Source organism: uncultured Roseobacter sp. (assembly GCF_947488185.1).
Lineage (GTDB): Bacteria > Pseudomonadota > Alphaproteobacteria > Rhodobacterales > Rhodobacteraceae > Roseobacter.
Genome location: NZ_CANKYM010000005.1, coordinates 419591 through 441076 on the forward strand (window position 1 = coordinate 419591; position 21486 = coordinate 441076).

Sequence of the window (21486 nt, forward strand, 5' to 3'; positions counted from 1 at the left end):
GGCGCCGGGCGAGCGGTAAAGCGATCACAAGAATTTGCGCAAGCCCCCCCTGCCGCGGCATCTGCCCGTTGCACCGCGCCACCGGCAAGGCTACACCGCATGTAGCGTAATTTCAGGGAAGACATCATGACGCAGACCCGCACAGAAACCGACAGTTTTGGCCCTTTGGAGGTACCTGCCGACAAATACTGGGGTGCACAGACGCAGCGGTCGATCATGAATTTTCCCATCGGGTGGGAGAAACAGCCCGTCGCCGTGGTGCGCGCGCTGGGGGTGATCAAAAAAGCCTGCGCGCAGGCCAATATCGAGCTGGGCAAGCTGGATGCGGAGCGGGGCAACGCCATTGTTCAGGCCGCAGGCGAAGTGGTTGAGGGCAAATTCGACGACAACTTCCCGCTGGTGGTCTGGCAGACGGGCTCGGGCACGCAGTCGAACATGAATGCCAATGAGGTGATCGCCAACCGCGCCATCGAAATTCTAGGCGGGCAGATCGGCTCCAAGGACCCGGTACATCCCAACGATCACTGCAACATGGGGCAATCCTCCAACGACACCTTCCCCACCGCCATGCATATCTCCACCGCGATGACCGCGCGGGACGTGCTGCTGCCGGGGCTGGAAAAGCTGCACGGTGCCTTGCAGGCCAAGGTCGAGGAATTTGATGGCATCATCAAGATCGGCCGCACCCATACGCAGGACGCGACGCCGCTGACGCTGAGCCAGGAGTTTTCCGGCTATACCCATCAGGTTGCCATGGGCATTCAGCGGGTGAAAGACGCGCTGGGTCGCATTTACGAGTTGGCACAGGGCGGCACCGCCGTGGGCACCGGGCTGAACACCACCAAGGGCTGGGACGTGACTGTTGCCAAAAACATGGCCGAGATCACCGGCCTGCCCTTCGTGACCGCGCCGAATAAATTCGAAGCGCTGGCCGCTCATGACGCGATGGTGGAGATTTCCGGCGCGTTGAAGGTTGTAGCCGCCTCGCTCTTCAAAATCGCCAATGACATTCGCCTTCTGGGTTCCGGCCCCCGCTGCGGTCTGGGCGAGTTGGTGTTGCCGGAAAACGAGCCAGGGTCTTCCATCATGCCGGGCAAGGTGAACCCGACCCAGTGCGAGGCGCTCACCCAGGTCTGCGCCCATGTCTTCGGCAACGACGCGGCGGTGGGTTTTGCCGGCTCACAGGGGCATTTTGAACTCAACGTCTACAAGCCGATGATGGCCTATAACGTGCTGCAATCCATGCAGTTGCTGGGCGATGCGGCCTCGGCCTTCACCGACAACCTGGTGGTGGGTCTCAAGGCCGATGCGGACCGGATCGAAAAGTTGATGCGCGAAAGCCTGATGCTCGTGACCGCGCTGGCGCCGGAAATCGGCTATGACAATGCCACCAAGGTCGCCAAGACCGCGCATAAGAACGGCACGACCCTCAAGGAAGAAGCGATTGCGCTTGGCTTTGTGGACGCGGAAACCTTCGAGCGCGTGGTGCGTCCGGAAAACATGATTGGCCCGAAATGAGCACCCCCGTGAACCTCAACAAGGTGCGCAAAGAGCGCAACCGGGCCTCCCGCAAGGCCCGTGCGGATGAAAATGCGGTCAATTTCGGTCAGACCAAGGCGCAGAAAGACCTGCTCAAGGCCAAGGCCGAAAAGATCGCGCGCAATCTGGAAGCCCACAAGCGCGAGACATGAGCGGACGGCCCGTCAAGCATTCGGTGACCCTGAAAGGCCACCGCACATCGATTTCTCTGGAAGAGGAATTTTGGCGGGCCTTGCGCGCAATCGCAGAGCGGAAATCGCAGCCAATCAATGCCTTGGTGGCCGATATCGATGTAGATCGCGGGGCCGATATGGGGCTGGCCTCCGCAATCCGTGTTTTTGTGTTGCGCGATTTGCAAGACCGCGCCGCAGAGGCGCAGACCAAACCCTGACCCAAAGGGGTCAGGCTTATTTACTGCGCGGTCGCCAGATCGACCCCCTAAGCGATCCGGTCAGATGGACGCCCGATAGATCTTGTCGATGTTGCTGCCGAGCGCGGCGTTGAATTCGGCATCGAACATCTTCACGTTCAGCCCTTCGGTCAGCGCCCGGCTAAAGCTGGCAATCATGCTCGTGCATTGCGTCAGACGTTGACAGGCCTCATCGGTCGAATAGCCCCCCGACAGCGCCACCACTCGCAGGACCCGCGGATGCGCGGCCAATTTGTCATAGCGCCAGGGCTCGTTCGGCAGGGTCAGTTTCAGCATGACATCCACGCCTTCGTCGAGCGTGTCGAGGTGCTTGGCGATCTCGGCCTCCAGCAGAACCTCGGCCTCCCCCTTGGTCTCGGAGTGAATGTTCACCTCCGGCTCCAAGATCGGCACCAGACCCGCGGCGATGACGGTGCGTGCCACCTCGAATTGCTGCGCCACATTCTCGGCGATGCCCTTCTCGTTCGCTTCATGGATGACCGAGCGTTCCTTGGTGCCGAAAATCCCCTTGGATTTCGCGACCTTCAGGGTTTCTTCCAGACCGGGCATGGGTTTGAGCAGTTGCACGCCATCCGCCTGATCTTCCAGCCCCTTGTCGATCTTGAGAAACGGCACCACACCCCGGTCCCGCCAGAGCAGTTCGGCGACGGGCGTGTCATTGATCGTGTCATGCATCGTGCGCTCAAACAGGATCGCGCCGATAACCTTATCCTTGGTGAAATCATCTGCCAGAATGATCCGCGCGCGCATGTCGTGCATAGCCCGGAACATCTCTTCGTCGCCTGAATAATCCGAGGGCTGAACGCCGTAGAGGCCAAGCGCCTTTGGGGTGGACCCCCCCGATTGATCGAGGGCGGCGATAAAACCTGCCCCTGATTTCATTTGCGCACGCATCACGTTTTGGTCTGACATGATCGAAATTTCCTTCTGATTCCGCCCCTTGGCCTTTCCATAGAACAGACCGGCGCGGGATGGTACATGTTAGCGCCTGACAATGCGTAACCTGATGCCGTCACGTGACCGGACGGTCAGATGTGCAACAGGCACCGGTGGCGGTGCGTTCGTCAGTTCGACCCTCAGATCGCGCAGGATGCAGGCCAGCATCATCACCCCTTCAATCATCGCGAATCCTGCCCCGGGGCAAACCCGCGTGCCCGCGCTGAAGGGCAGATAAGCGTCGCGCGCACAGCTGCGGCCATTCTCTGTCTCCCAGCGGGCCGGGTCAAAGTCATCGGGTGCCTCCCACAGGCGGTTTTGCCGGTGCAGGTGCCATTGGCTGATCACCACCTGTGCACCCGGTTTGACCGCCCGCTTGCGGAAAATCTCCGGGCGCGTAGTCTCACGCACCATCATGGGCACAGGTGGATAGAGCCGCAGAGTTTCGCGAAAGACATCGCGGGTGATCTTCAGCTTCGACATCTGGCTGAAATCATCCAGATCGGCGGTGCACGCCTCCTCTGCGACCCGGTCCTGCCAGTCAGGGAACAACGCGAGCAGGTAGAGTGACCAGGCCAGTGCCGAGGCACTCGTCTCGTGGCCCGCCAGGAAGAAGATCGCGACCTGATCCACCATTTCATCCACATCGAACCGCGCACCGGTCTGCGGATCCGGTGTAATCATGATCTTTGTCGCCAGATCCTGTGGCGCTGTGCCTGCGTCTATCTCGGTCTGCCGCGCCTGCGTCAGCGTATGGATCAGAGCGCGTATGTGGCGCGCACTTTGTTTGGTGGATTTCCGGTATCCGCGGGGCATCCATGCGGGCACAGGCAGAAAGGCCGCGAGGTTCAGAATGGGCTGGCTGCGCTGATAGCGGTGAAATGCTTCGAACACCTCGCGCGCGATCTTGTGTTCAATGGGAATGGAAAAGAGCGTGCGAAAGATCACATCCGCCGCCGCGTGGCTGGTCTCGGGCTCGATATCGATTTCCTGACCTGCCAGCGCGGTGAAGCGACCCGTCGCTGCCCCTGCTGCGTCACGGATTGACGGGAAGGTATCGCGCAGGCGCCCCCCCTCGAAGGCCGGGTCGATGATGCGGCGCTGCCGCTCCCAGGTCTCACCATTGGTCAGGAACACCGAATTGCCAAGCAAGGGTCGCAGCCCGGACCCCACACGATCAGACTTCGGAAAATCCTTCGGACGTTCTTTCAAAACCGCTTGGATCAGGTCGGCGTCATTGACCATGTAACTGCGGAAAAACGGGGTGCGAAACTCGGCCATCCACGCACGGTAGAGCCTTTCAGGTTGCGCTGAGAGGATGTCGTGCCGAAAAAGCCGCATGTACTGCAAGAGGCTGACCTTATCGGCACGGCTTTGGGGTTTCGGCGGCTGTGTCATGGGCCGACAGAAGTGAATTTGCTGACGCTGTGATCGATCCGTGAGGCCGATGCCGGACGGCCGGCGTAGCGATCCCGCAAGGACACTGGCCCGGCGGTGATCTGGAAGTAGTCGTAGTCCTTAGGCCGGTCAAAGGCGCAGAGATACTGGAAATGCAGTCGGAAAAACCGCCAGCGCAGGGCGCGCCAGCGCGCGGGCGAGAGGCTCTGGGTGAAGGCGGCTGAAAACACCAAGGGCCAGCGTTTTTCCGCGGTTTTTTGGCCGGAAACCGACACCGGGTCGCAAAGCGCAAAGGAGCAGCCATCGCCCGGTGCGGTGACGTCGACCCACGTGAGATCGTCCCGCGTCGAGAGGTTGCGCAGATCGCGTCGCAGGCCCTGCGCGTCCGGGAGGAACGACAGCATCGGGACCACATGCCCCAAAGACAGCAGGCCCAATGCGGGCTTTCGGACAGGCATCCGCTCTTCGCGCAGCAGGTCAGACAGCACCGTCACCGCCAGATGCGCCCCGGAGGAGTGGCCAACCACCAGCACCTCGTCCACATCGCTGTGCAATGCGGCGGCAATGACGTCGCCAAACTGCTTCAACCGAGGGCGAATAGAGGCGGGATACGCCCCCTTCAGCGCCGCGCTATGGGCAAAATCATGCATCAGGTAGTAGGCGAAAAACTTGCCGTCAGCCTCTCTGAACCAGCGCAGAAGGGAGATGGCAGAGAGCACGCCCAACACCGCAGCGACGGTAGTGAGAACGGCGTCGCCCGTCTGTCCGTCGAATAACGTCGGCAGGATAAACCGCAGCAGGCCGTCCGCACCGCGCCAGACCAGCCAGCCCAGCAGCAAGGCGGTCACCAATTGCGCCACCAGCATCGCAACCGGGTAGAGGGCCGCAATGACCGGTCCCTTGCGCAAGCGCATCAACCGCCAGAGAGCGCCGGTGGAGATGTAAATCCACGCTGTGCGCACCAGAGACAGATAGGTCGCCGGGATGGACTGCGCGCGGCTGTCCCTGACGATATCGGACCAGACCAGCACCTCAATCTCGGCATCCGTACGCTGTCCGTCGATCTCCGCTTCGACCCGCCAGCCAAATCGGTCGCCATCCAATCCGCCTCCCATGGTCAGGCTGTAGCCCGTGATCGCCGCCTGCGCAGCGCCTTCGGTGCGGTAAAGCTCGCGGTACCGGCGGGGCGGGAATGGATCATACCCGGGAATGTAGAAGACCTTGCGGCGGTATACGCGTGTGTCAGACGTGCTGCCCATGACCAGACCTTATGCATCCCGGCAGCATCGCAGGGGTGATGCGCAGTCTAAGGGGATCAGCCCAGCAATGCCAAGGCCGGGAATTGCTCCAGCAGCCAGTAGGAGAAAGTGGTGAAGGCGCCGGTGACCATGGCCAGCCCGACGAGGATCAGCAGCCCGCCCATGGCGCGTTCAATGGTTTTCATGTGGCGTTTGAGCCTGTTCATGACGCCGACGGCACGGGTCATGAACATCGCGGCCAGCAGGAACGGAATGCCCAGCCCGGCGGCATATATGCCCAGCAGCAAGGTCCCCTTGCTGACCGAGGCCTCGGAGGCGGCCAGCGACAGGATCGCGCCCAATTGCGGGCCGATGCAGGGCGTCCAGCCGAACGCAAAGGCGAGGCCCAGAACATAGGCGCCAAAGCTCGACCCGCCCTGATCCCCGGCATCGAGACGCGCTTCCTGATCGAGGAAGGGAATGCGGAAAAGGCCGACGAAGTGCAGGCCAAAGACAATCACCACGAGGCCGGAAACTTGCGCAAAAAGCACTTGATTTTGCAGGAAAAAAGCGCCGAAGGCCGAGGCCGTGAACCCAAGGATGAGGAATACGGTGCTGAGCCCGAGCACAAAGAACAGGGCCGCAATCACCGCACGGCGGCGCGCGGCAGTCTCGCCCGACATTTCATTGATGGAGACGCCGCTCATATAGGCCAGATAGGGCGGCACGATGGGCAGCACGCAAGGGCTCAGAAAGCTGATGACGCCCGCAAAAAGAGCGACAATCATGGCCGGGAGCAGGCCCGCGTCGATGATTTCGATTCCAAACATGTCTCACCCCTAATGGATAAGCGTTAAGAGGTCACGCAGGCAGCGGTCACAACCTTGTGGACAGACTGAAACATCACGCTTATCTGGGGGTTATGAGTGACCTCAAGAATGATCTGGACGCAACCGGGCTGCTGTGCCCCCTGCCCGTGCTGAAGGCGCGCAAGCGGCTGCAGAGGCTGTCCCCCGGCGAGACATTGACCATGCGGGCGGATGACCCGGCCGCCGTGGTAGATGTGCCGCATTTTTGTGCCGAGGCGGGGCACGAACTGGTCTCAGCCATCAGCGAGGGCGCAGTGCAGGTCTACGTCATCCGCAAAGGCTGATGGACGCGAAAAAGGCGCGCCCGAAGACGCGCCTTTGATCTTGTCTGCAGGAGCCTCAGCCGCCCAGCGACCACCATCCCTTGCGTTTCGGCTTGGCCGGTGCCGGTTCCTCGACAGGCTCGGGGGCAGCCGCAGCAGGTTCCGGTTCAGGTGCAGCTTCCGGTTCTGGCGTTGCGGCCACCGGTTCCGGCGCAACAGGCTCGGGTGCGGGGGTCGGTTCAGGCGTCTCAGCAGCCGCCGCCTCTTCAACAGGTTCTGCAATCGCTTCCTCGGCTTTGGGCTTCTTGGCGCGGCTCGCGCGCTTGCGCTTGGGCTTCTCGGTTGGTTTTGCCTCTTCCGCCGCCGGTTCCGCAACCTCTTCGCTGATCACCGCATCCTCGGTTGCTGCGGCTTCGGCCTCGGCTTTTGCCTTGGATGTCCGCGAGCGGCGCTTGGGCTTGGGTTTTTCCGCCGCTGCTTCCGGGGCCGCTTCCTCTGCTTCCACAGTTGCTTCGACGGTCTCTGCGGCCGTGTCAGCACCGTTTTTCACAGGCGTTTCACCATCCTGAGGCGCTGATGCCTCGTTGGCCTCACCGGTCTGACCGTTTTCACCGCCGTTTGACTTGTTCCGGCTGCGCCGACGACGACGGCGGCGACGTTTGGGCTTGCCCTCACCGTCTCCCTCCTCGCTCCGGATCGCTTCGACGCCCTGGGGGGCCGGAGCCTCCTCGGTTACCACGTCCTCGTCCTCATCCGCATCCACCTGATCCATGATCGAGGTGTCCACGGACACCACATGCGCGGCAGACGCCGTGACGATGCGGGTCGCGGTCTTGAACTTCTCAAGGCTGAAATCGGGGCTGACCAGCGCCGGGTCGCCTTCGATCCGGACAGACAGCCCATAACGCCCTTCGATCTGGGCGATGTGTTCGCGTTTCTGGTTCATCAGGAAGTTGGCGATACCCACGGGCGCGCGCACCAGCACCTCGCGGGAGCGCTTGCGCGTGCCCTCTTCCTCGATCTGCCGCAGGATCGACAGCGCGAGATTGTCGTCGGACCGGATGAGACCGGTGCCGTGGCAAGCCTGACAGGGTTGTGTGGTGGCTTCGATCATGCCCGGGCGCAGACGCTGACGTGACATTTCCATCAGGCCAAAGCCCGAGATGCGGCCCACCTGAATGCGGGCGCGGTCTGTCTTCAGCTTTTCCTTCATGCGCTTTTCGACGGCGGCGTTGTTCTTGCGCTCGTCCATGTCGATGAAGTCGATGACGATCAGCCCCGCAAGGTCGCGCAGACGCAGCTGGCGCGCCACCTCATCGGCGGCTTCCAGGTTGGTCTTGGTCGCGGTCTGCTCGATGGAGCCTTCCTTGGTCGCACGGCCGGAGTTCACGTCGATGGCCACCAGCGCCTCGGTCACACCGATCACGATATAGCCACCCGAGGGCAGCTGCACCGTGGGATTGAACATACCCGCCAGATAGCTTTCCACCTGGTAGCGCGCAAAGAGCGGCAGGCTCTCGGTGTAGAGCTTCACGTTTTTCGCGTGGGACGGCATGATCATCTTCATGAAGTCCTTGGCAATGCGATAGCCACGCTCACCCTCGACAAACACCTCGTCGATCTCGCGGTTGTAGAGATCGCGGATTGAGCGTTTGATCAGATCGCCCTCTTCGTAGATTTTCGCGGGCGCAATGCTCTTCAGCGTCAGCTCGCGGATCTGCTCCCACAGCCGCTGCAGGTACTCATAGTCGCGCTTGATTTCCGCCTTGGTGCGTTTCGCCCCGGCGGTGCGCACGATGAGCCCGGCGCCTTCCGGCACCTCGATCTCATTGGCGATTTCCTTGAGCTTCTTGCGGTCGGCGGCATTGGTGATCTTGCGAGAAATCCCACCTCCACGCGCGGTGTTGGGCATCAGCACGCAATAACGACCGGCCAGCGACAGATAAGTGGTCAGTGCTGCCCCCTTGTTGCCGCGTTCCTCCTTGACGACCTGCACCAGCAGGATCTGGCGGACCTTGATGACTTCCTGGATCTTGTAGCGGCGCGGGCGCGGTTTACGCGCGGGCCGGATATCTTCCTGGTCATCGTCATCCGCCACGGACTCGATGCTGTCGTCCTTGGCCGAGGCATCGGATTGACGCTTCGGCGCGTCATCCTCGTCGTCATCATTGTCGTCGGCGCTCTCCGCCGCAATCTCGCCGTCTGCCTCAGCGGGCGCCCCGTCCACTTCCGCGGAAACGGCGTCTTCGGGCGTATCTTCGGGTTCCTCAACAGGCGTTTCCGGCACCCGCTCCATCGGGGACGTGCCTTCCTCGTCGTCCAGATCAATGGTCTGCATCCCGTCGATCTGGTCGGATTCCACATCCTTGGTCGCGGTTGCGTCATCGCTGACGGCCTCAGCGGCCTTTGCCTTTGACCGGCTACGGCTGCGCGAGCGGCGTTTGGGCTTGTCGTCTTCGTCTTCCTTGGCCTTCTGCGCTTCGGCATAGGCGCGTTCTTCTTCCATCAGCGCCTGACGGTCCGCGACCGGGATCTGATAGTAGTCTGGGTGAATTTCCGAGAACGCCAGGAACCCATGGCGGTTACCGCCATAGTCGACAAAGGCCGCCTGCAGCGACGGCTCGACCCGGGTTACTTTTGCGAGATAGATATTGCCAGCAAGCTGGCGTTTGTTTTCGGATTCAAAATCGAACTCCTCGACCTTGTTTCCGTCCACCACCACGACGCGGGTTTCCTCCGCGTGGGTGGCATCGATAAGCATTTTCTTAGCCATATTTCCAAATTGCACAGCCATGACCGCGCCAACCCAGGCGGATCAGCGAGATATGGGATGTGTCTTGTCAGGGCGATCAGGGACGCGTGCAGGGCCTGACCCGGTGGGGCCAAGGCGGTTCTGCTCAATGCATCGGCGCGCGTCATCGCGTTTCTTCTCCGACACGGGCACGACGAAGCGGCCTCGTATCCATTATATACTGCGTGTTTGGGGCCCTCTGGCCTTGACCACGTCAGCGGTTCGTTGGCCGTTTCCGGCCCAATCGGTCTGCAACGGAGGTGCGATACGTCCCACACAGGCGTCCATTGCAGCGAATCTCATCCAAAGGTTGCACGCGGTATCGCGGCGCACCTTCGTCACTCTAGATAATGCGACTGTACGATAAAACACAATGGGCAATCTACAGGCCGGACCGCAAAACGAACCTAGCCTGCAGATTCTACGCAATTTTTCGCGAGATCAGCGGAAAACGGCAGCCCTCAAAGATAGTCGGACCGCTGCAACCCGTATTTGGCCATTTTCTCGTTTAACGTGCGGCGTGGCAGGCATAATTCCTCCATCACGCTGGCGATAGAGCCGCGGTGGCGGCGCATGGTATTGTCGATCAGCATCCGCTCGAAGGCTTCCACGTATTCCTTCAATGGTTTGCCTTCGGTGGTCATCACCGGCTGCATGTCCTCGTGGTCGTTCATCAGCAGCGATGCAATCGTGCCCGAACCGCGCCGCGATTGCAGCACCGCGCGTTCGGCCACGTTGATCAGCTGGCGCACGTTGCCCGGCCACGGCGCCTGCAGCAGTTGCGCAGCCTCCTGTGCCGAGACCTGCGGCGCATCACAGCCATATTCGTCCGAAAACTGCTCAGAAAGCCGCGTGAACAGTGTCAGAATATCCTCACCACGCTGCCTGAGCGGCGGTACGGTGATGCGCAAAGCCGCAAGGCGGTAAAAGAGATCGGCCCGCAAGGCATCCTCGGACGTACGGCCCGCCTCCTGCAGGTTGGAGATGGCTACAATCCGGGTTTCCGCCGGGGCCCCCTGCTCGTTGATCACGCTCAGCAGCCGCGCCTGCAGCGTCTCGGTCAGGGCTTCGATGTCTTCCAGCACCAGCGTACCGCCCCGCGCTTCTTCAATCGCGGGCAGCTGCGCGTCTTCGGGGTTCATGGGGCCGAAGAGCCGCTTGCTCAACGCTTCTTCTTCGTAGGCACCACAGCTCACCAGCACGAATTTCTTGCCTGCACGGCTGCCCACCGCATGCAAAGCATGGGCCACCAGCGTCTTGCCGGTCCCGGTTTCGCCGTCGATCAGCACATGACCATCGGCCTGCCCCAGATCGAGAATATCCTCACGCAGCCGCTCCATGACCGGGCTCTGCCCGATCAATTTTTTCATCAGCTGGCCACCATCCGACAGTTCACGCCGCAAGGCGCGGTTGTCCATGACCAGACGCCGCGCGCCAGTGGCCTTCTTGGCCAGCTCGTTCATCCGGTCGGGGTTGAACGGCTTTTCGAGGAAATCAAACGCACCGACCCGCATCGCCTCCACCGCCATCGGCACATCGCCGTGACCGGTGATCATGATCACCGGCAAGGCGCTGTCATTGCCCATCAGCTTTTTCAGGAACTGCATCCCGTCCATGCCGGGCATCTTGATGTCGGAAATCACGATCCCGGGGTAATCCGGGCCCAGAACCTTGAGCGCATCCTCGGCGCTGCCAAAGGTTTCGGTATCGTATCCGGACAACGCCAGCCATTGGCTGATCGACTGCCGCATGTCCTGTTCATCATCCACAATTGCGATTTTCATGGCTTGTGTCATGGCTTACTCCGCCGCTTGTGTACTGTGGTCGCTGCCTAATATTGGTAGCTGCATTTCAAAAACTGCGCCGCCGGCCTGTCCGTTCCGCGCTGTTAACCTTCCACCTAGGTCGTTAACGATACCAGACGAGATGGCAAGGCCCAGCCCCACCCCATCTCCGGCCTGTTTCGTGGTGTAAAAGGGTTCGAACAATTGGTCGAGGTCTTCGATACCGGGCCCGTTATCGCGCACGGTCAGGGTCGCCGTCTCACCCGCCGATAACAGGATATCCACCTTGGGACTTTGCTCCGACTTGGTGGCGTCAATAGCATTGCGCAACAGGTTCACCATGACCTGCTCAATGCGCAACCGGTCCCCCATCACCCGCACCGGCGTGTCGGGGATGATGCGCGAAATCTGGACGTGCCGCTGGCGCAGCTGTGGCTCCATCATCGACAGGGCGGAGGCGAGCGCATCGCCCATGTCCACTGGGGAAAACGCCTCTTGCCCCTTGCGCGCATAAGACTTGAGCTGGCGGGTGATCCCGCCCATCCGCTCAATCAGATCATCAATGCGTCCAAAAGACGAAAGTGCCTCTTCCTGCCGGTTACGGCGTAAGAGCAGCCGCGCCCCGGCAAGGTAGGTTTTCATCGCCGCCAGAGGCTGATTGAGTTCGTGGCTCACGGCGGCGGACATCTCGCCCAAGGCCGCGAGTTTACTCGATTGTTCCAGCGTCTGCTCAGCCACGGCGAGCGTTTCCTGCACCCGTTTTCGCTCGGCGATTTCCCGCTGCAGCGCCACGTTCAGTGTCCGCAACTCGGCAGATTCCCGCTGAAACAACGCCATGCGCAATGCGGTCCGACGGCTCAGCGCATAGAAGCTGAGCGCCAGAAGAATCGCAAATCCCATGATTTCCAGGGCCAGCACGCCGTTCACCCGCTCGCGCACGCTCGCATAGGTGGTAAAGCTCGCCATGCGCCATCCCCGGAAGGGAATGCGCGTCTCCAGCCGCATCACCGCCTCGCCCTGCAGATAGGCATCGGGTGGCAGTTGGGTCCAATCCGCAGTCGCCTGAATGGCGCGCTGAATGGCATTTTCCGGCGTGTGACGTACCAGCGCTTCTTCCTCGGTACGCCCCTGCCAGCGCGGCTCCGTCGTCAGGATGATCGTACCGGTGCTGTCGGTGACGATCACCGCATCCGAAATCCCGGCCCAGGCACGTCCGAATTTCTGCAAATCCACCTCAACCACGATCACGCCCAGCACATCCGAACCCGATTGCACCCGCCGCGAATAGAAAAACCCGTACCCACCCGTTTCACGCTCAGCGACCGTGAAAATCGTGGCACTCGCCCGGATCGCATCGACAAAATAGGCCTCTGGGCGGTGGCTCGATCCCAACCTGTTGCGATCGGTGGCCGCCACCGTGCGCCCGTCGATATCGAGCAGCATCAGCGAGGCCGCACCGATTTCTTCCACGAAGGAAATCAACCGGCGGGTCGATGCCGTGTAATCTGCGGAATTCAGCGCCCCGATTAGCTCCGCATCCCGCGCCAGCAACTGCGGCACAATCGCGTTCTGCCGCAGCTCCGACAGCAGGTTCCCGCTGTAAAGCGCCAACCGCAGTTCCGCACGGTTCCGCGTGCTTTCTGTAAAGCGATCCGTCAGCAGCTTGTTGGTGACCGAAACCACGGCAACGGCCAGCAGCAGCAGCACCGCCAACGCCACGCGCACACGCCAGTTGATGGCGCGGGTCTGGGGATCAGGATCGGTGGCGGTTTCCATGCAGCGAGACTACGCGAAAGCGCAACACCGGCTCAAGTCACGCTTTGACAAGCGCTCCGGCCAATGCGCGGAAGAGCGCCTGCCCATCGGTGCCGCCATGCCCTGCGTCCGCGGCCCGTTCCGGATGCGGCATCATGCCCAGCACCCGCCGGTTTTCCGACAGGATACCGGCGATATCCGCGCGCGCACCATTCGGATTATTCGTATAGGAAAACGCAACGCGGTCGTCGCCCTGCAGCCGCGCAATCGTCTCGTCATCGGCAAAATAATTGCCATCATGATGCGCAATCGGGATATCGATGACGTCACCCGCATTATAGCCTTCGGTATAGGCGGATTGCGACGTTTCCACTTTCAGACCAACGGTTTGGCAGATGTACTTCAATCCCGCGTTGCGCAACAGCACCCCCGGCAACAACCCGGTCTCGGTCAAGATCTGGAACCCGTTGCACACGCCCAGAGCATACCCCCCGCGCTCGGCATGGGTCGCCACCGACCGGCAAATCGGCGAATTGGCCGCAATAGCGCCACAGCGCAGGTAATCCCCAAAGGAAAACCCACCCGGAATGCCGACAATATCAACGCCCTGCGGCAGGCTGCTGTCCTTGTGCCAGACCATGCTGACCCTGGCCCCCGCCGCCTCAAAAGCCACGGCCAGATCGCGATCACAGTTCGATCCGGGAAAGACAATCACCGCCGCATGCATCAGCCCATCTCCACCGAATAGGATTCGATCACCGTATTGGCGAGCAGTTTTTCACACATCGCGGTCACATCTGCCTCGGTCGCCCCCTCATCCAGATCAAGCTCGATGACCTTGCCCTGACGTACCCCCTGAACACTGTCAAAGCCCAACGCCCCGAGCGCGTGACGCACCGCTTCACCCTGCGGATCCAGCACGCCGTTCTTCAGCATGATATGCACGGTTGCTTTCATAATCTGCCCTTCATTGTTCTTCAAATATGCCTGCCCGACGCTCAATTGATTAGGGTCGGCTTCGTGATGGGTTGCGCGTTCTTCGGCATGACCCCAAGCCGCCGCGCCACTTCCGTGTAGGCATCCTTGAGATCGCCCAGATCCCGGCGGAACACATCCTTGTCCAGCTTCTCACCGGTCTCGATGTCCCACAGCCGGCAACTGTCCGGGCTGATCTCGTCCGCCACGATCAGACGTTGGAAATCACCGTCAAAAACCCGACCGACCTCGATCTTGAAGTCCACAAGCCGAATGCCGACGGCCATCATCACGCCCGACAGGAAATCATTGACCCGCAGCGCGAGGCTCAGGATATCATCCATGTCCTGCTGACTGGCCCAGCCAAAAGCCGCGATATGCTCCTCTGTCACCAGCGGATCGCCCAGAGAATCGTCCTTGTAGCAATATTCGACAATCGGCCGCGGCAGCTGCGTGCCTTCGTCAATGCCCAACCGTTTCGACATGGTGCCGGCCGCATAGTTGCGCACGATGATTTCCAACGGCACGATCTCGACACTGCGCACCAGCTGCTCGCGCATATTGAGCCGTTTGATAAAATGATTGGGCACCCCGATCTGGCCCAAACCAGTCATGAAAAACTCCGACAGGCGGTTGTTGAGCACGCCCTTGCCTTCGATCACCGCTTTCTTCTCTGCATTGAACGCAGTGGCATCATCCTTGAAGTACTGGACAATGGTGCCGGGCTCCGGGCCTTCATAAAGAATTTTTGCTTTGCCTTCGTAGATTTTCTTGCGCCGGGCCATGGGCGTCCTTTCCCCCGCGGGCCGCGACAATCACGACCTCGTTGCGCCCCTCTTAGTGGAAGCCCCGCGTTGCTGCAAGCCAGCGTCCCTTGCGCAAAGCGCGCCAAGCCCGCATATCTGTCGTAACACCAACCCGTTCAACAGGAGACCGGCCCATGACAACCTTTGACGACCGCGAAAATGCCTTTGAAAACAAATATGCCCACGACGCGGAAATGCAGTTCAAGGCGGAAGCCAGGCGCAACAAACTACTGGGTCTCTGGGCGGCGGACCTGCTGGGCAAATCTGGGGACGAGGCCGCCGAATACGCCAAGGAAGTCGTGAAATCCGATTTCGAAGAGGCCGGTGACGAAGACGTCTATCGCAAAGTGTCCGGTGATCTCGGCTCCAAGGCCGATGAAACCACGATCCGCACCAAAATGATCGAGCTGATGGCTGAGGCAAAAGCCCAGCTGATGCGGGAAATCTGATTTTTAATTCAACACCTTATTCCTGACCGGTGGCATAGCACCCGGTCAGGGAACCACCCCGGACATCTTAGCAGCCTCATAACCAAGATGAATAATATGAGTTTGCCTTGAGATGGCGTTCATGACACAGCAGGCCTCTGAATATCCGCGAGGCGCGCCATGACCAATCCCATGATGAAACTGCTGCACGAAAAAGGCACCCTGCTGGCCGATGGCGCCACGGGCACCAATCTCTTCAACATGGGTCTGATGTCCGGCGATGCGCCGGAGCTCTGGAATACCGACGAGCCGCAAAAGATCAGGACGCTCTACAAGGGCGCGGTCGATGCGGGCAGCGATCTTTTCCTGACCAATTCCTTTGGCGCCAATGCCTCCCGTTTGAAACTGCACGGCGCGGAAAAACGCGTGCATGAGCTGGCCCGCGTCTCCGCCGAAATCGGGCGTGAGGTGGCTGACACTGCAGGCCGCACGGTGATTGTCGCAGGTTCCGTCGGTCCCACCGGCGAAATCATGGAACCCGTGGGCACACTCAGCCGCGCACTGGCCGTTGAAATGTTCCACGAAGCGGCAGACGGGCTGAAGTCCGGCGGTGCAGACATCGGCTGGCTGGAAACGATCAGCGCGCCGGAAGAATACCGCGCCGCGGCCGAAGGCTTTGCCCTCGCCGGGCTCGACTGGGTTGGCACCATGAGTTTTGACACCGCCGGGCGCACCATGATGGGCCTGACCAGCGCGGACATGGTGAAAATGGTTGATGATCTGGGCGATCATGCGCCGCTGGCCTTTGGCGCCAATTGCGGCACTGGCGCCTCTGACCTTTTGCGCACGATCCTCGGGTTCGCCGCTCAGGGCCCGGAACGTCCTGTGATCGCCAAGGGGAATGCCGGTATTCCGAAATACGTTGACGGACATATCCACTACGACGGCACGCCAGAGTTGATGGCGGATTACGCGGTGATGGCGCGGGCCTGCGGGGCCAGCATCATCGGCGGATGCTGCGGCACCATGCCGGACCACCTGCGCCACATGCGCGAGGCGCTCGACACCCGCACGATGGATCACCCGCCCGCGCTCGAAGAGATCGTCGACCGTCTGGGGGCGTTTTCGTCGCAAAGCGATGGCACCGGTGACGATGAAGCCCCGGCCCGCCGCACGTCTCGCCGCCGCCGCGCGGCAAGCTCCGCCAGTTAGGGGCGCGCCGAGGCGTCCAACACCGCGCTTGTGACGGCCATCAGGAAATCCCAGTCGTCCAGGCCCTGCGCTTCATCGATGTTCTTCTTGTCGATGCTGAGGAACGCGTGACCATGCACGCTGGTCCACAGAATATAGGCTGACAGCACTGCCGCCTGTTCCGAGGCCCCCTCTCCCAGGCACGCACCACAGGCCGTCTCCACGATCTCGCGGCAGTCCTGCCCCTTGCGCTGGATGCAATCGTCATCCTCATGCCCCTCGGTCAGGCCGAACATCAGCCGGAATATCCCCGGTTCCGCCTTGGCAAAGTCGATATAGGCCTGACCGATTCCCGCAACCGCCTCGTAGGTTCCGACCGCATATTGGTCCCGGCCCCGGGCCATCTGCACCGCCAGCCGGTCCATCGCGTCGGATACCAGCGCATTGAGCAGATCGGTCCGATCCTTGAAATGCTTGTAGGGGGCCGCGGTGCTGACCCCGGCCCGCCGTGCAGCTTCGGCGACAGAAAATCCTTCCGGACCATGCACTTCCACCAGATCGCGCACCACGGCCAGCAACTGCTCGCGCAGGTCGCCGTGGTGATATGTCGTGCGCTGATCCGGCAGTGTGTCGTGAGAATCTGACAAAAAACGCTCCTTTGAGCTTGATAAAGTTAGAGCCTATAACATATGTAAGCGATACTTACTTCGCAAGTGAGGACATCGCATGACCGTGACCACCGTACCGCAAAAACCTGTCTGGCGCCGCATTCTACGTCACGGGATCACCGTCGTCTTCACGCTTTTGCTGATCGGCCTCGCAATTGGCCTCATGGTGCTGGGTCAGGGCGTACTGGCGGATCGTGCATCCGCTGTCACGCCGCCCGAGGCAACAACGCCCATGCAGGTGCAAACGGCGCGCCTGAAGCTGGAAGAGGGCTACAGCGTCGCGCGCCATTTCCCCGGACAGATCGAGGCAGGTCAGCGCACCACCATGGCCTTTGAACAGGGCGGCACCGTCGCCCTGCTGGCCGTGGATGAAGGCGACCGGGTATCGCCCGGCACAGTGGTCGCCCGTCTGGACACGCGGCTGGTCGAGGCGGAACGATCCCGGCTGCAGGCCACCCGGCGTGCGCTGGAGGCGCAGGCCGAACTGGCCCGACGCACCACGAACCGCCAGACGGAACTGCGCGACCGGGGCTTTGCCTCCGCCCAGGCGGTGGACAATGTGGCGCTGCAGCTGGCGGAACTTGAGGCCCGCATCGCCGAGATCGACGCAAGCCTTGTCTCCGTGACCCTTCAGCTGGAAAAGTCCGAGCTGCGCGCGCCGTTCGAGGCGACCATTGCCGCACGCATGGTTGATACCGGCGGCGCGGTGGGGGCCGGTCAGGCGATCCTGTCGCTGGTCGAAACCGGCGGGCAACAGTTCCGCGTGGGTCTGACCCCGGATATCGTTGGGGCCCTGTCGCAGGCCACAGCATTCGAGGCCCTTTTTGACGGGCAGAAATACCCGCTGGCACTCGATTCTGTGCTGCCCGAACTCGACAGCGCCACACGCACCCGCACGGTCCTGCTGAACTTCACCGGTGACGATCTGCCCCCCCTGCGTGACACCGGCACCCTGGTGTTGCGCCAGCAAGTTGCCGAACGTGGCGCCTGGGTGCCGCTCTCGGCACTGCAGGATGCGCCGCGCGGCCTCTGGCGGCTGTTGACGCTGCCAAAGACCGACGGCACGACGCAGGTCGGCAGCGAGGCGGTTGAAGTGCTCTTCTCCGACGGCGCGCGGGCCTATGTGCGCGGCACCTTCGAGGATGGCACAGCCTTTGTCACCGATGGCCCGCACCGCGTGGTCAAAGGCCAGACCGTCCAGATCGCCGGCGAGGCAGGCTGATGGAAACGCTCACCTTTCGCGAACCCCGTGTCGTCGCCCTTGCCCTTCTGGTGATCATCGCGGCCGGTCTGTCGGCGCTGCTGGCGATCGGGCGGCAGGAAGACCCGACCATCACCAACCTCTTTGCCACGATTACCACCGCCTACCCCGGGGCGGATCCGGCCCGCGTCGAAACCCTCGTCACTGCGGAAATCGAGGATGAGCTGCGTGAAATCCCCGAGGTGGACGAGATCAACTCCACCTCCGCCACCGGCATCTCCATTGTGCACGTCGATCTGCTGGACACGCTGGCAGATGACCGGATCGAACAGGTGTGGTCGGAAATCCGGGATGCGCTCGGGGATGCCGAAGCCGAGTTCCCGCAAGGCGTTCTGACCCCGGAGTTTTCCTCGGATGGCGCGGGCACCTACGGGGCCATCATCGCCCTTTCCGCCGACCATGCGGACGTGCCCCTGACCATCATGGGCCGCTATGCGGAGACCCTGGCCGATGCGCTGCGCAGCACCTCCGGCACGAAACAGGTCGAAACCTTCGGCGCCCCGGAAGAAGAAGTGCTGGTCACCCTCGATCCGGTGAAATCCGCGGCCTTGGGGCTGAGCGCCGATGATGTGTCCGCCGCGATCACACGGGCCGACAGCAAGGGCCAGGCGGGCCGCCTGCGCAGCCTCGACAACGAGCTGATCATCGACATCGAGGGTGACATTACCGCCCTCGACCGGGTGCGTGAGATGATCGTGCGCGAAGGCCCGGGTGGCCAGGTGACGCGCGTGGCCGATATCGCGGAGATCAGCCGGGGGCCCCGCCTGCCGCTGGCCGAACAGGCGCTGCACAATGGCGCGCCTGCTGTGCTGGTCGCCGCCAAGCTTGAAGACGGGCTGCAGGTCGACGTCTGGATGGCGCGGGTTGTCGGCGCTTTGGAGGCGTTTCAGCAAGACGTGCCCGACAGCATCACCGCCGAACTGATCTTTGATCAGAGCCGTTATACCGCCGACCGTCTTGCCGAGGTGGGCGGTAATATGGCCATCGGGGTCGCACTGGTGGTGGGCGTGCTGCTGATCACCATGGGCGTGCGCGCCGCGCTGATCGTGGCGCTGATCCTGCCGCTGGTGTCACTGGCCACGCTGGCCACGATGAACGTGATCGGTCTGGCTATTCACCAAATGTCGGTCACCGGGCTGATCGTGGCGCTGGGTCTGTTGGTGGATGCGGGCATTGTGATGACCGATGAGGTGGGCCAGCGCATTGCCAAGGGTATGAAACGCATCGATGCCGTGCGCGGCGCGGTGCGGCGTCTCTTTGCCCCTCTCTTTGCCTCCACGGTCACGACCGCCTTGTCCTTCACCCCAATGATCCTGCTGCCGGGCCCGGCTGGGGATTTTGTTGGCTCCATCGCCATCGCCGTTGTTACCATGCTGCTGTGGTCCTTCCTCGTCGCGGTTACCCTCACCCCTGCCATCGCCGGATGGGCGATGCCCGCTGCCGAAAAAAGCAGCCTGCTGTTCTCCGGCCTGAAAATCCCCGCGCTCTCCAATGCCTTTGCCGCAACCCTGCGGTGGGCGGTGCGCAACCCCGTCCGCTCCGTCGCTTTTGCCCTCGTGCTGCCGGTGCTGGGCTTCATCTCCATGCCGCTGCTGACCGCACAGTTCTTCCCCGGCGTGGACCGCGATCAGTTCCATATCGAAGTGGACCTGCGTCCCGGTGCCGCCATCGGCCAGACCGCACAGGTTGTGGACCGCCTTGATGCCCTGTTGCGGGACGCGCCCGAAACCCGGCAGGTCTCCTGGGTCATCGGGAAATCCGCGCCCGCCTTCTACTACAACATGGCTGGCGGGCGCGATAACGCCGCACGCTTTGCCGAAGCCCTTGTGACCACCACCTCGCCAGAGGCGACTGAGGCCCTGATCGCCCGGCTGGAACGTAGTATCGACAGGACCGCGCCCGAAGCACAGGTGCTGGTGCGCGGGCTGGTTCAGGGCCCTCCCGTGGACGCGCCGGTTGAATTGCGGATCGTCGGCCCTGATCTGGACCGTTTGCGTGAAATCGGCGCGGAGATGCGCCGGATCGTGGCAGATGTGGATATGGTCACTCTTGCCCGGGGCACCGTGACCACCGGCGCGCCGGAGGTCAGCATCGACGTGGACGAGGCCAAGGCCCGCCAGCTGGGTCTGGAGCTTGCCAATGTATCCCGGCAGCTTGAGGCAGGGCTGGAAGGGGTCGCGGGCGGCTCCCTGCTCGAAGGCCCCGAAGAGCTGCCCGTGCGCGTTCGCTTTGGCGATGCCACACGCGGCGACCTGACGGCGATTGCCGATATGACAATCCTGCCGCCGAACGCCGCCGCCCTGTCGCAAAACGGCAGCTTTCCGGGGGTGCCGCTCTCTGCCATCGCTGACATTGCGCTGACCCCGAGCGAGCCAATCATCACCCGCCGCAATGCGGAGCGGGTGAATACCATCCAGGCCTTCATCCTGCGCGATGTTCTGCCCGAAGAGGCGCTGGTGCAGGTGCAGGCGGCACTGGAGGCCGAAGGCTTTGCCCTGCCCGCCGGATACCGGCTGGAGATCGGCGGTGACAGCGATGCGCGGGCCGAGACCATGGGCAACCTGCTGGCCTCGCTGGGGTTGATCGTGACCCTCTCCATCGCCGCCATCGTCATGACCTTCAACTCCTTCCGCCTCTCGGCCATCGCCCTGGTGGTCAGCGTCCTCTCTGCCGGGCTCAGCATCTTGGCGCTGGCCGTGTTCCAATACCCCTTTGGCATCAACGCGATCATCGGGGTCATCGGCTCCATCGGCGTGTCGATCAACGCGGCCATCATCATCATGACCGGGCTGCGGGACGATCCCGGTGCGCGTGCGGGCGATGTGGATGCCATGGTCAAGGTGCTCATGGGCTCCAGCCGCCATATCATCAGCACGACGATCACCACCTTCGGGGGTTTCCTGCCGCTGATCCTCGCGGGCGGTGGCTTCTGGCCGCCTTTCGCGATGTCCGTCGCGGGCGGCGTGCTGCTCTCCACCGTGGTGTCCTTCTATTTCACGCCGCCGATGTTCGCGCTGCTCTATGCGCGGCGAGACCGCACAAAAATGCGCGACGCCAACCCGCAACCTGCGCTCAATCTGGTGCATGCGGCGGAGTAACCCGCGCTTAACCACTATATCTTTATGAAAAGAATTCGGACGCGTCCGGCATCAGG

At 62.0% G+C, this 21486-nt stretch carries 19 protein-coding genes; 8 read left to right on the plus strand and 11 right to left on the minus strand.

The genetic code is table 11. The annotated features are described in order from the left end of the window. Positions 1-126: 126 nt before the first annotated feature. The 3 genes from fumC to Q1A52_RS20225 are packed head-to-tail and all read left to right on the plus strand — an operon-like array spanning position 127 to position 1930. Positions 127-1518 carry a class II fumarate hydratase gene (gene fumC, locus Q1A52_RS20215; RefSeq protein ID WP_300019429.1) on the plus strand — a complete coding sequence of 464 codons (1392 nt, stop codon included), beginning with the start codon at positions 127-129 and terminating at the stop codon, positions 1516-1518. Continuing rightward, positions 1515-1691, plus strand: a complete 177-nt coding sequence (locus Q1A52_RS20220; RefSeq protein WP_195819145.1) for a DUF4169 family protein — start codon at positions 1515-1517, stop codon at positions 1689-1691. Before fumC ends, Q1A52_RS20220 begins: the two co-directional genes overlap by 4 nt. Continuing rightward, positions 1688-1930 carry a ribbon-helix-helix domain-containing protein gene (locus Q1A52_RS20225; RefSeq protein WP_195819144.1) on the plus strand — a complete coding sequence of 81 codons (243 nt, stop codon included), beginning with the start codon at positions 1688-1690 and terminating at the stop codon, positions 1928-1930. The genes Q1A52_RS20220 and Q1A52_RS20225 overlap by 4 nt, the downstream gene beginning before the upstream one ends. A gap of 60 nt (positions 1931-1990) precedes the next feature. On the opposite strand, the gene Q1A52_RS20230 is transcribed toward Q1A52_RS20225, so the two are convergent. The 4 genes from Q1A52_RS20230 to Q1A52_RS20245 all read right to left on the minus strand — a co-directional run bounded on the left by Q1A52_RS20230 (position 1991) and on the right by Q1A52_RS20245 (position 6371). After that, entirely contained in the window at positions 1991-2881 is an 891-nt protein-coding gene (locus tag Q1A52_RS20230; RefSeq protein ID WP_300019431.1) for a fructose bisphosphate aldolase, read from the minus strand. A 69-nt stretch (positions 2882-2950) separates the two neighbouring features. Beyond that, entirely contained in the window at positions 2951-4303 is a 1353-nt protein-coding gene (locus tag Q1A52_RS20235) for a cytochrome P450 (RefSeq protein ID WP_300019433.1), read from the minus strand. After that, positions 4300-5562, minus strand: coding sequence for a hypothetical protein (locus Q1A52_RS20240; protein WP_300019435.1), 1263 nt, complete (start codon positions 5560-5562; stop codon positions 4300-4302). The genes Q1A52_RS20235 and Q1A52_RS20240 overlap by 4 nt, the downstream gene beginning before the upstream one ends. Before the next feature lie 56 nt (positions 5563-5618). Beyond that, entirely contained in the window at positions 5619-6371 is a 753-nt protein-coding gene (locus Q1A52_RS20245; RefSeq protein ID WP_299783149.1) for a cytochrome c biogenesis CcdA family protein, read from the minus strand. Between the two features lie 92 nt (positions 6372-6463). On the opposite strand from Q1A52_RS20245, the gene Q1A52_RS20250 reads away from it, so the two are divergent. After that, positions 6464-6694 carry a sulfurtransferase TusA family protein gene (locus tag Q1A52_RS20250; RefSeq protein ID WP_300019437.1) on the plus strand — a complete coding sequence of 77 codons (231 nt, stop codon included), beginning with the start codon at positions 6464-6466 and terminating at the stop codon, positions 6692-6694. A gap of 55 nt (positions 6695-6749) precedes the next feature. On the opposite strand, the gene Q1A52_RS20255 is transcribed toward Q1A52_RS20250, so the two are convergent. From Q1A52_RS20255 to purC, 6 genes are all read right to left on the minus strand, one after another. Beyond that, complete coding sequence (locus Q1A52_RS20255) at positions 6750-9446, minus strand: ribonuclease E/G (protein ID WP_300019439.1); 2697 nt, start codon at positions 9444-9446, stop codon at positions 6750-6752. A 479-nt stretch (positions 9447-9925) separates the two neighbouring features. After that, the gene (locus Q1A52_RS20260; protein ID WP_299783146.1) at positions 9926-11260 is read right to left on the minus strand and encodes a sigma-54 dependent transcriptional regulator; all 1335 of its coding nucleotides are present in this window, start codon (positions 11258-11260) and stop codon (positions 9926-9928) included. A gap of 3 nt (positions 11261-11263) precedes the next feature. After that, positions 11264-13024: an ATP-binding protein gene (locus Q1A52_RS20265; RefSeq protein ID WP_299783145.1), complete on the minus strand. Its 1761-nt coding sequence runs from the start codon at positions 13022-13024 to the stop codon at positions 11264-11266. Positions 13025-13061: 37 nt separating this feature from the next. Beyond that, a complete protein-coding gene (gene purQ / locus Q1A52_RS20270) occupies positions 13062-13730 on the minus strand; it encodes a phosphoribosylformylglycinamidine synthase subunit PurQ (RefSeq protein ID WP_300019441.1) in 669 nt (222 codons plus the stop codon). Beyond that, on the minus strand, positions 13730-13960 hold the full coding sequence (purS, locus tag Q1A52_RS20275) for a phosphoribosylformylglycinamidine synthase subunit PurS (protein WP_299783143.1): 231 nt from the start codon (positions 13958-13960) through the stop codon (positions 13730-13732). The genes purQ and purS overlap by 1 nt, the downstream gene beginning before the upstream one ends. A 41-nt stretch (positions 13961-14001) precedes the next feature. Further along, positions 14002-14763, minus strand: a complete 762-nt coding sequence (purC, locus tag Q1A52_RS20280) for a phosphoribosylaminoimidazolesuccinocarboxamide synthase (protein WP_299783142.1) — start codon at positions 14761-14763, stop codon at positions 14002-14004. A 155-nt stretch (positions 14764-14918) separates the two neighbouring features. On the opposite strand from purC, the gene Q1A52_RS20285 reads away from it, so the two are divergent. Further along, positions 14919-15233, plus strand: coding sequence for a DUF1476 domain-containing protein (locus tag Q1A52_RS20285; protein ID WP_300019443.1), 315 nt, complete (start codon positions 14919-14921; stop codon positions 15231-15233). 159 nt (positions 15234-15392) lie between these two features. Next, positions 15393-16424: a betaine--homocysteine S-methyltransferase gene (gene bmt / locus Q1A52_RS20290; protein ID WP_300019445.1), complete on the plus strand. Its 1032-nt coding sequence runs from the start codon at positions 15393-15395 to the stop codon at positions 16422-16424. Here the strand turns inward: bmt and Q1A52_RS20295 are convergent. Continuing rightward, positions 16421-17050 (minus strand): TetR/AcrR family transcriptional regulator, encoded by a 630-nt coding sequence (locus tag Q1A52_RS20295; protein WP_300019447.1) that lies wholly within the window; start codon positions 17048-17050, stop codon positions 16421-16423. The genes bmt and Q1A52_RS20295 overlap by 4 nt on opposite strands. 79 nt (positions 17051-17129) lie before the next feature. On the opposite strand from Q1A52_RS20295, the gene Q1A52_RS20300 reads away from it, so the two are divergent. Continuing rightward, positions 17130-18293 carry an efflux RND transporter periplasmic adaptor subunit gene (locus Q1A52_RS20300; RefSeq protein WP_300019449.1) on the plus strand — a complete coding sequence of 388 codons (1164 nt, stop codon included), beginning with the start codon at positions 17130-17132 and terminating at the stop codon, positions 18291-18293. Beyond that, the gene (locus tag Q1A52_RS20305) at positions 18293-21430 is read left to right on the plus strand and encodes an efflux RND transporter permease subunit (protein ID WP_300019451.1); all 3138 of its coding nucleotides are present in this window, start codon (positions 18293-18295) and stop codon (positions 21428-21430) included. The genes Q1A52_RS20300 and Q1A52_RS20305 overlap by 1 nt, the downstream gene beginning before the upstream one ends. Positions 21431-21486 lie beyond the last annotated feature (56 nt).

Bases quoted from the DNA above. Each gene is read 5' to 3' on its own strand.
- Q1A52_RS20260 (WP_299783146.1), bottom strand. From the start codon at position 11,260: ATGACACAAGCCATGAAAATCGCAATTGTGGATGATGAACAGGACATG.
- Q1A52_RS20265 (WP_299783145.1), bottom strand. From the start codon at position 13,024: ATGGAAACCGCCACCGATCCTGATCCCCAGACCCGCGCCATCAACTGG.
- Q1A52_RS20220 (WP_195819145.1), top strand. From the start codon at position 1,515: ATGAGCACCCCCGTGAACCTCAACAAGGTGCGCAAAGAGCGCAACCGG.
- Q1A52_RS20225 (WP_195819144.1), top strand. From the start codon at position 1,688: ATGAGCGGACGGCCCGTCAAGCATTCGGTGACCCTGAAAGGCCACCGC.
- Q1A52_RS20285 (WP_300019443.1), top strand. From the start codon at position 14,919: ATGACAACCTTTGACGACCGCGAAAATGCCTTTGAAAACAAATATGCC.
- Q1A52_RS20240 (WP_300019435.1), bottom strand. From the start codon at position 5,562: ATGGGCAGCACGTCTGACACACGCGTATACCGCCGCAAGGTCTTCTAC.
- Q1A52_RS20230 (WP_300019431.1), bottom strand. From the start codon at position 2,881: ATGTCAGACCAAAACGTGATGCGTGCGCAAATGAAATCAGGGGCAGGT.
- purS (WP_299783143.1), bottom strand. From the start codon at position 13,960: ATGAAAGCAACCGTGCATATCATGCTGAAGAACGGCGTGCTGGATCCG.
- Q1A52_RS20250 (WP_300019437.1), top strand. From the start codon at position 6,464: ATGAGTGACCTCAAGAATGATCTGGACGCAACCGGGCTGCTGTGCCCC.
- Q1A52_RS20300 (WP_300019449.1), top strand. From the start codon at position 17,130: ATGACCGTGACCACCGTACCGCAAAAACCTGTCTGGCGCCGCATTCTA.
- fumC (WP_300019429.1), top strand. From the start codon at position 127: ATGACGCAGACCCGCACAGAAACCGACAGTTTTGGCCCTTTGGAGGTA.
- bmt (WP_300019445.1), top strand. From the start codon at position 15,393: ATGACCAATCCCATGATGAAACTGCTGCACGAAAAAGGCACCCTGCTG.
- Q1A52_RS20305 (WP_300019451.1), top strand. From the start codon at position 18,293: ATGGAAACGCTCACCTTTCGCGAACCCCGTGTCGTCGCCCTTGCCCTT.
- purQ (WP_300019441.1), bottom strand. From the start codon at position 13,730: ATGCATGCGGCGGTGATTGTCTTTCCCGGATCGAACTGTGATCGCGAT.
- Q1A52_RS20245 (WP_299783149.1), bottom strand. From the start codon at position 6,371: ATGTTTGGAATCGAAATCATCGACGCGGGCCTGCTCCCGGCCATGATT.
- Q1A52_RS20255 (WP_300019439.1), bottom strand. From the start codon at position 9,446: ATGGCTAAGAAAATGCTTATCGATGCCACCCACGCGGAGGAAACCCGC.
- Q1A52_RS20235 (WP_300019433.1), bottom strand. From the start codon at position 4,303: ATGACACAGCCGCCGAAACCCCAAAGCCGTGCCGATAAGGTCAGCCTC.
- purC (WP_299783142.1), bottom strand. From the start codon at position 14,763: ATGGCCCGGCGCAAGAAAATCTACGAAGGCAAAGCAAAAATTCTTTAT.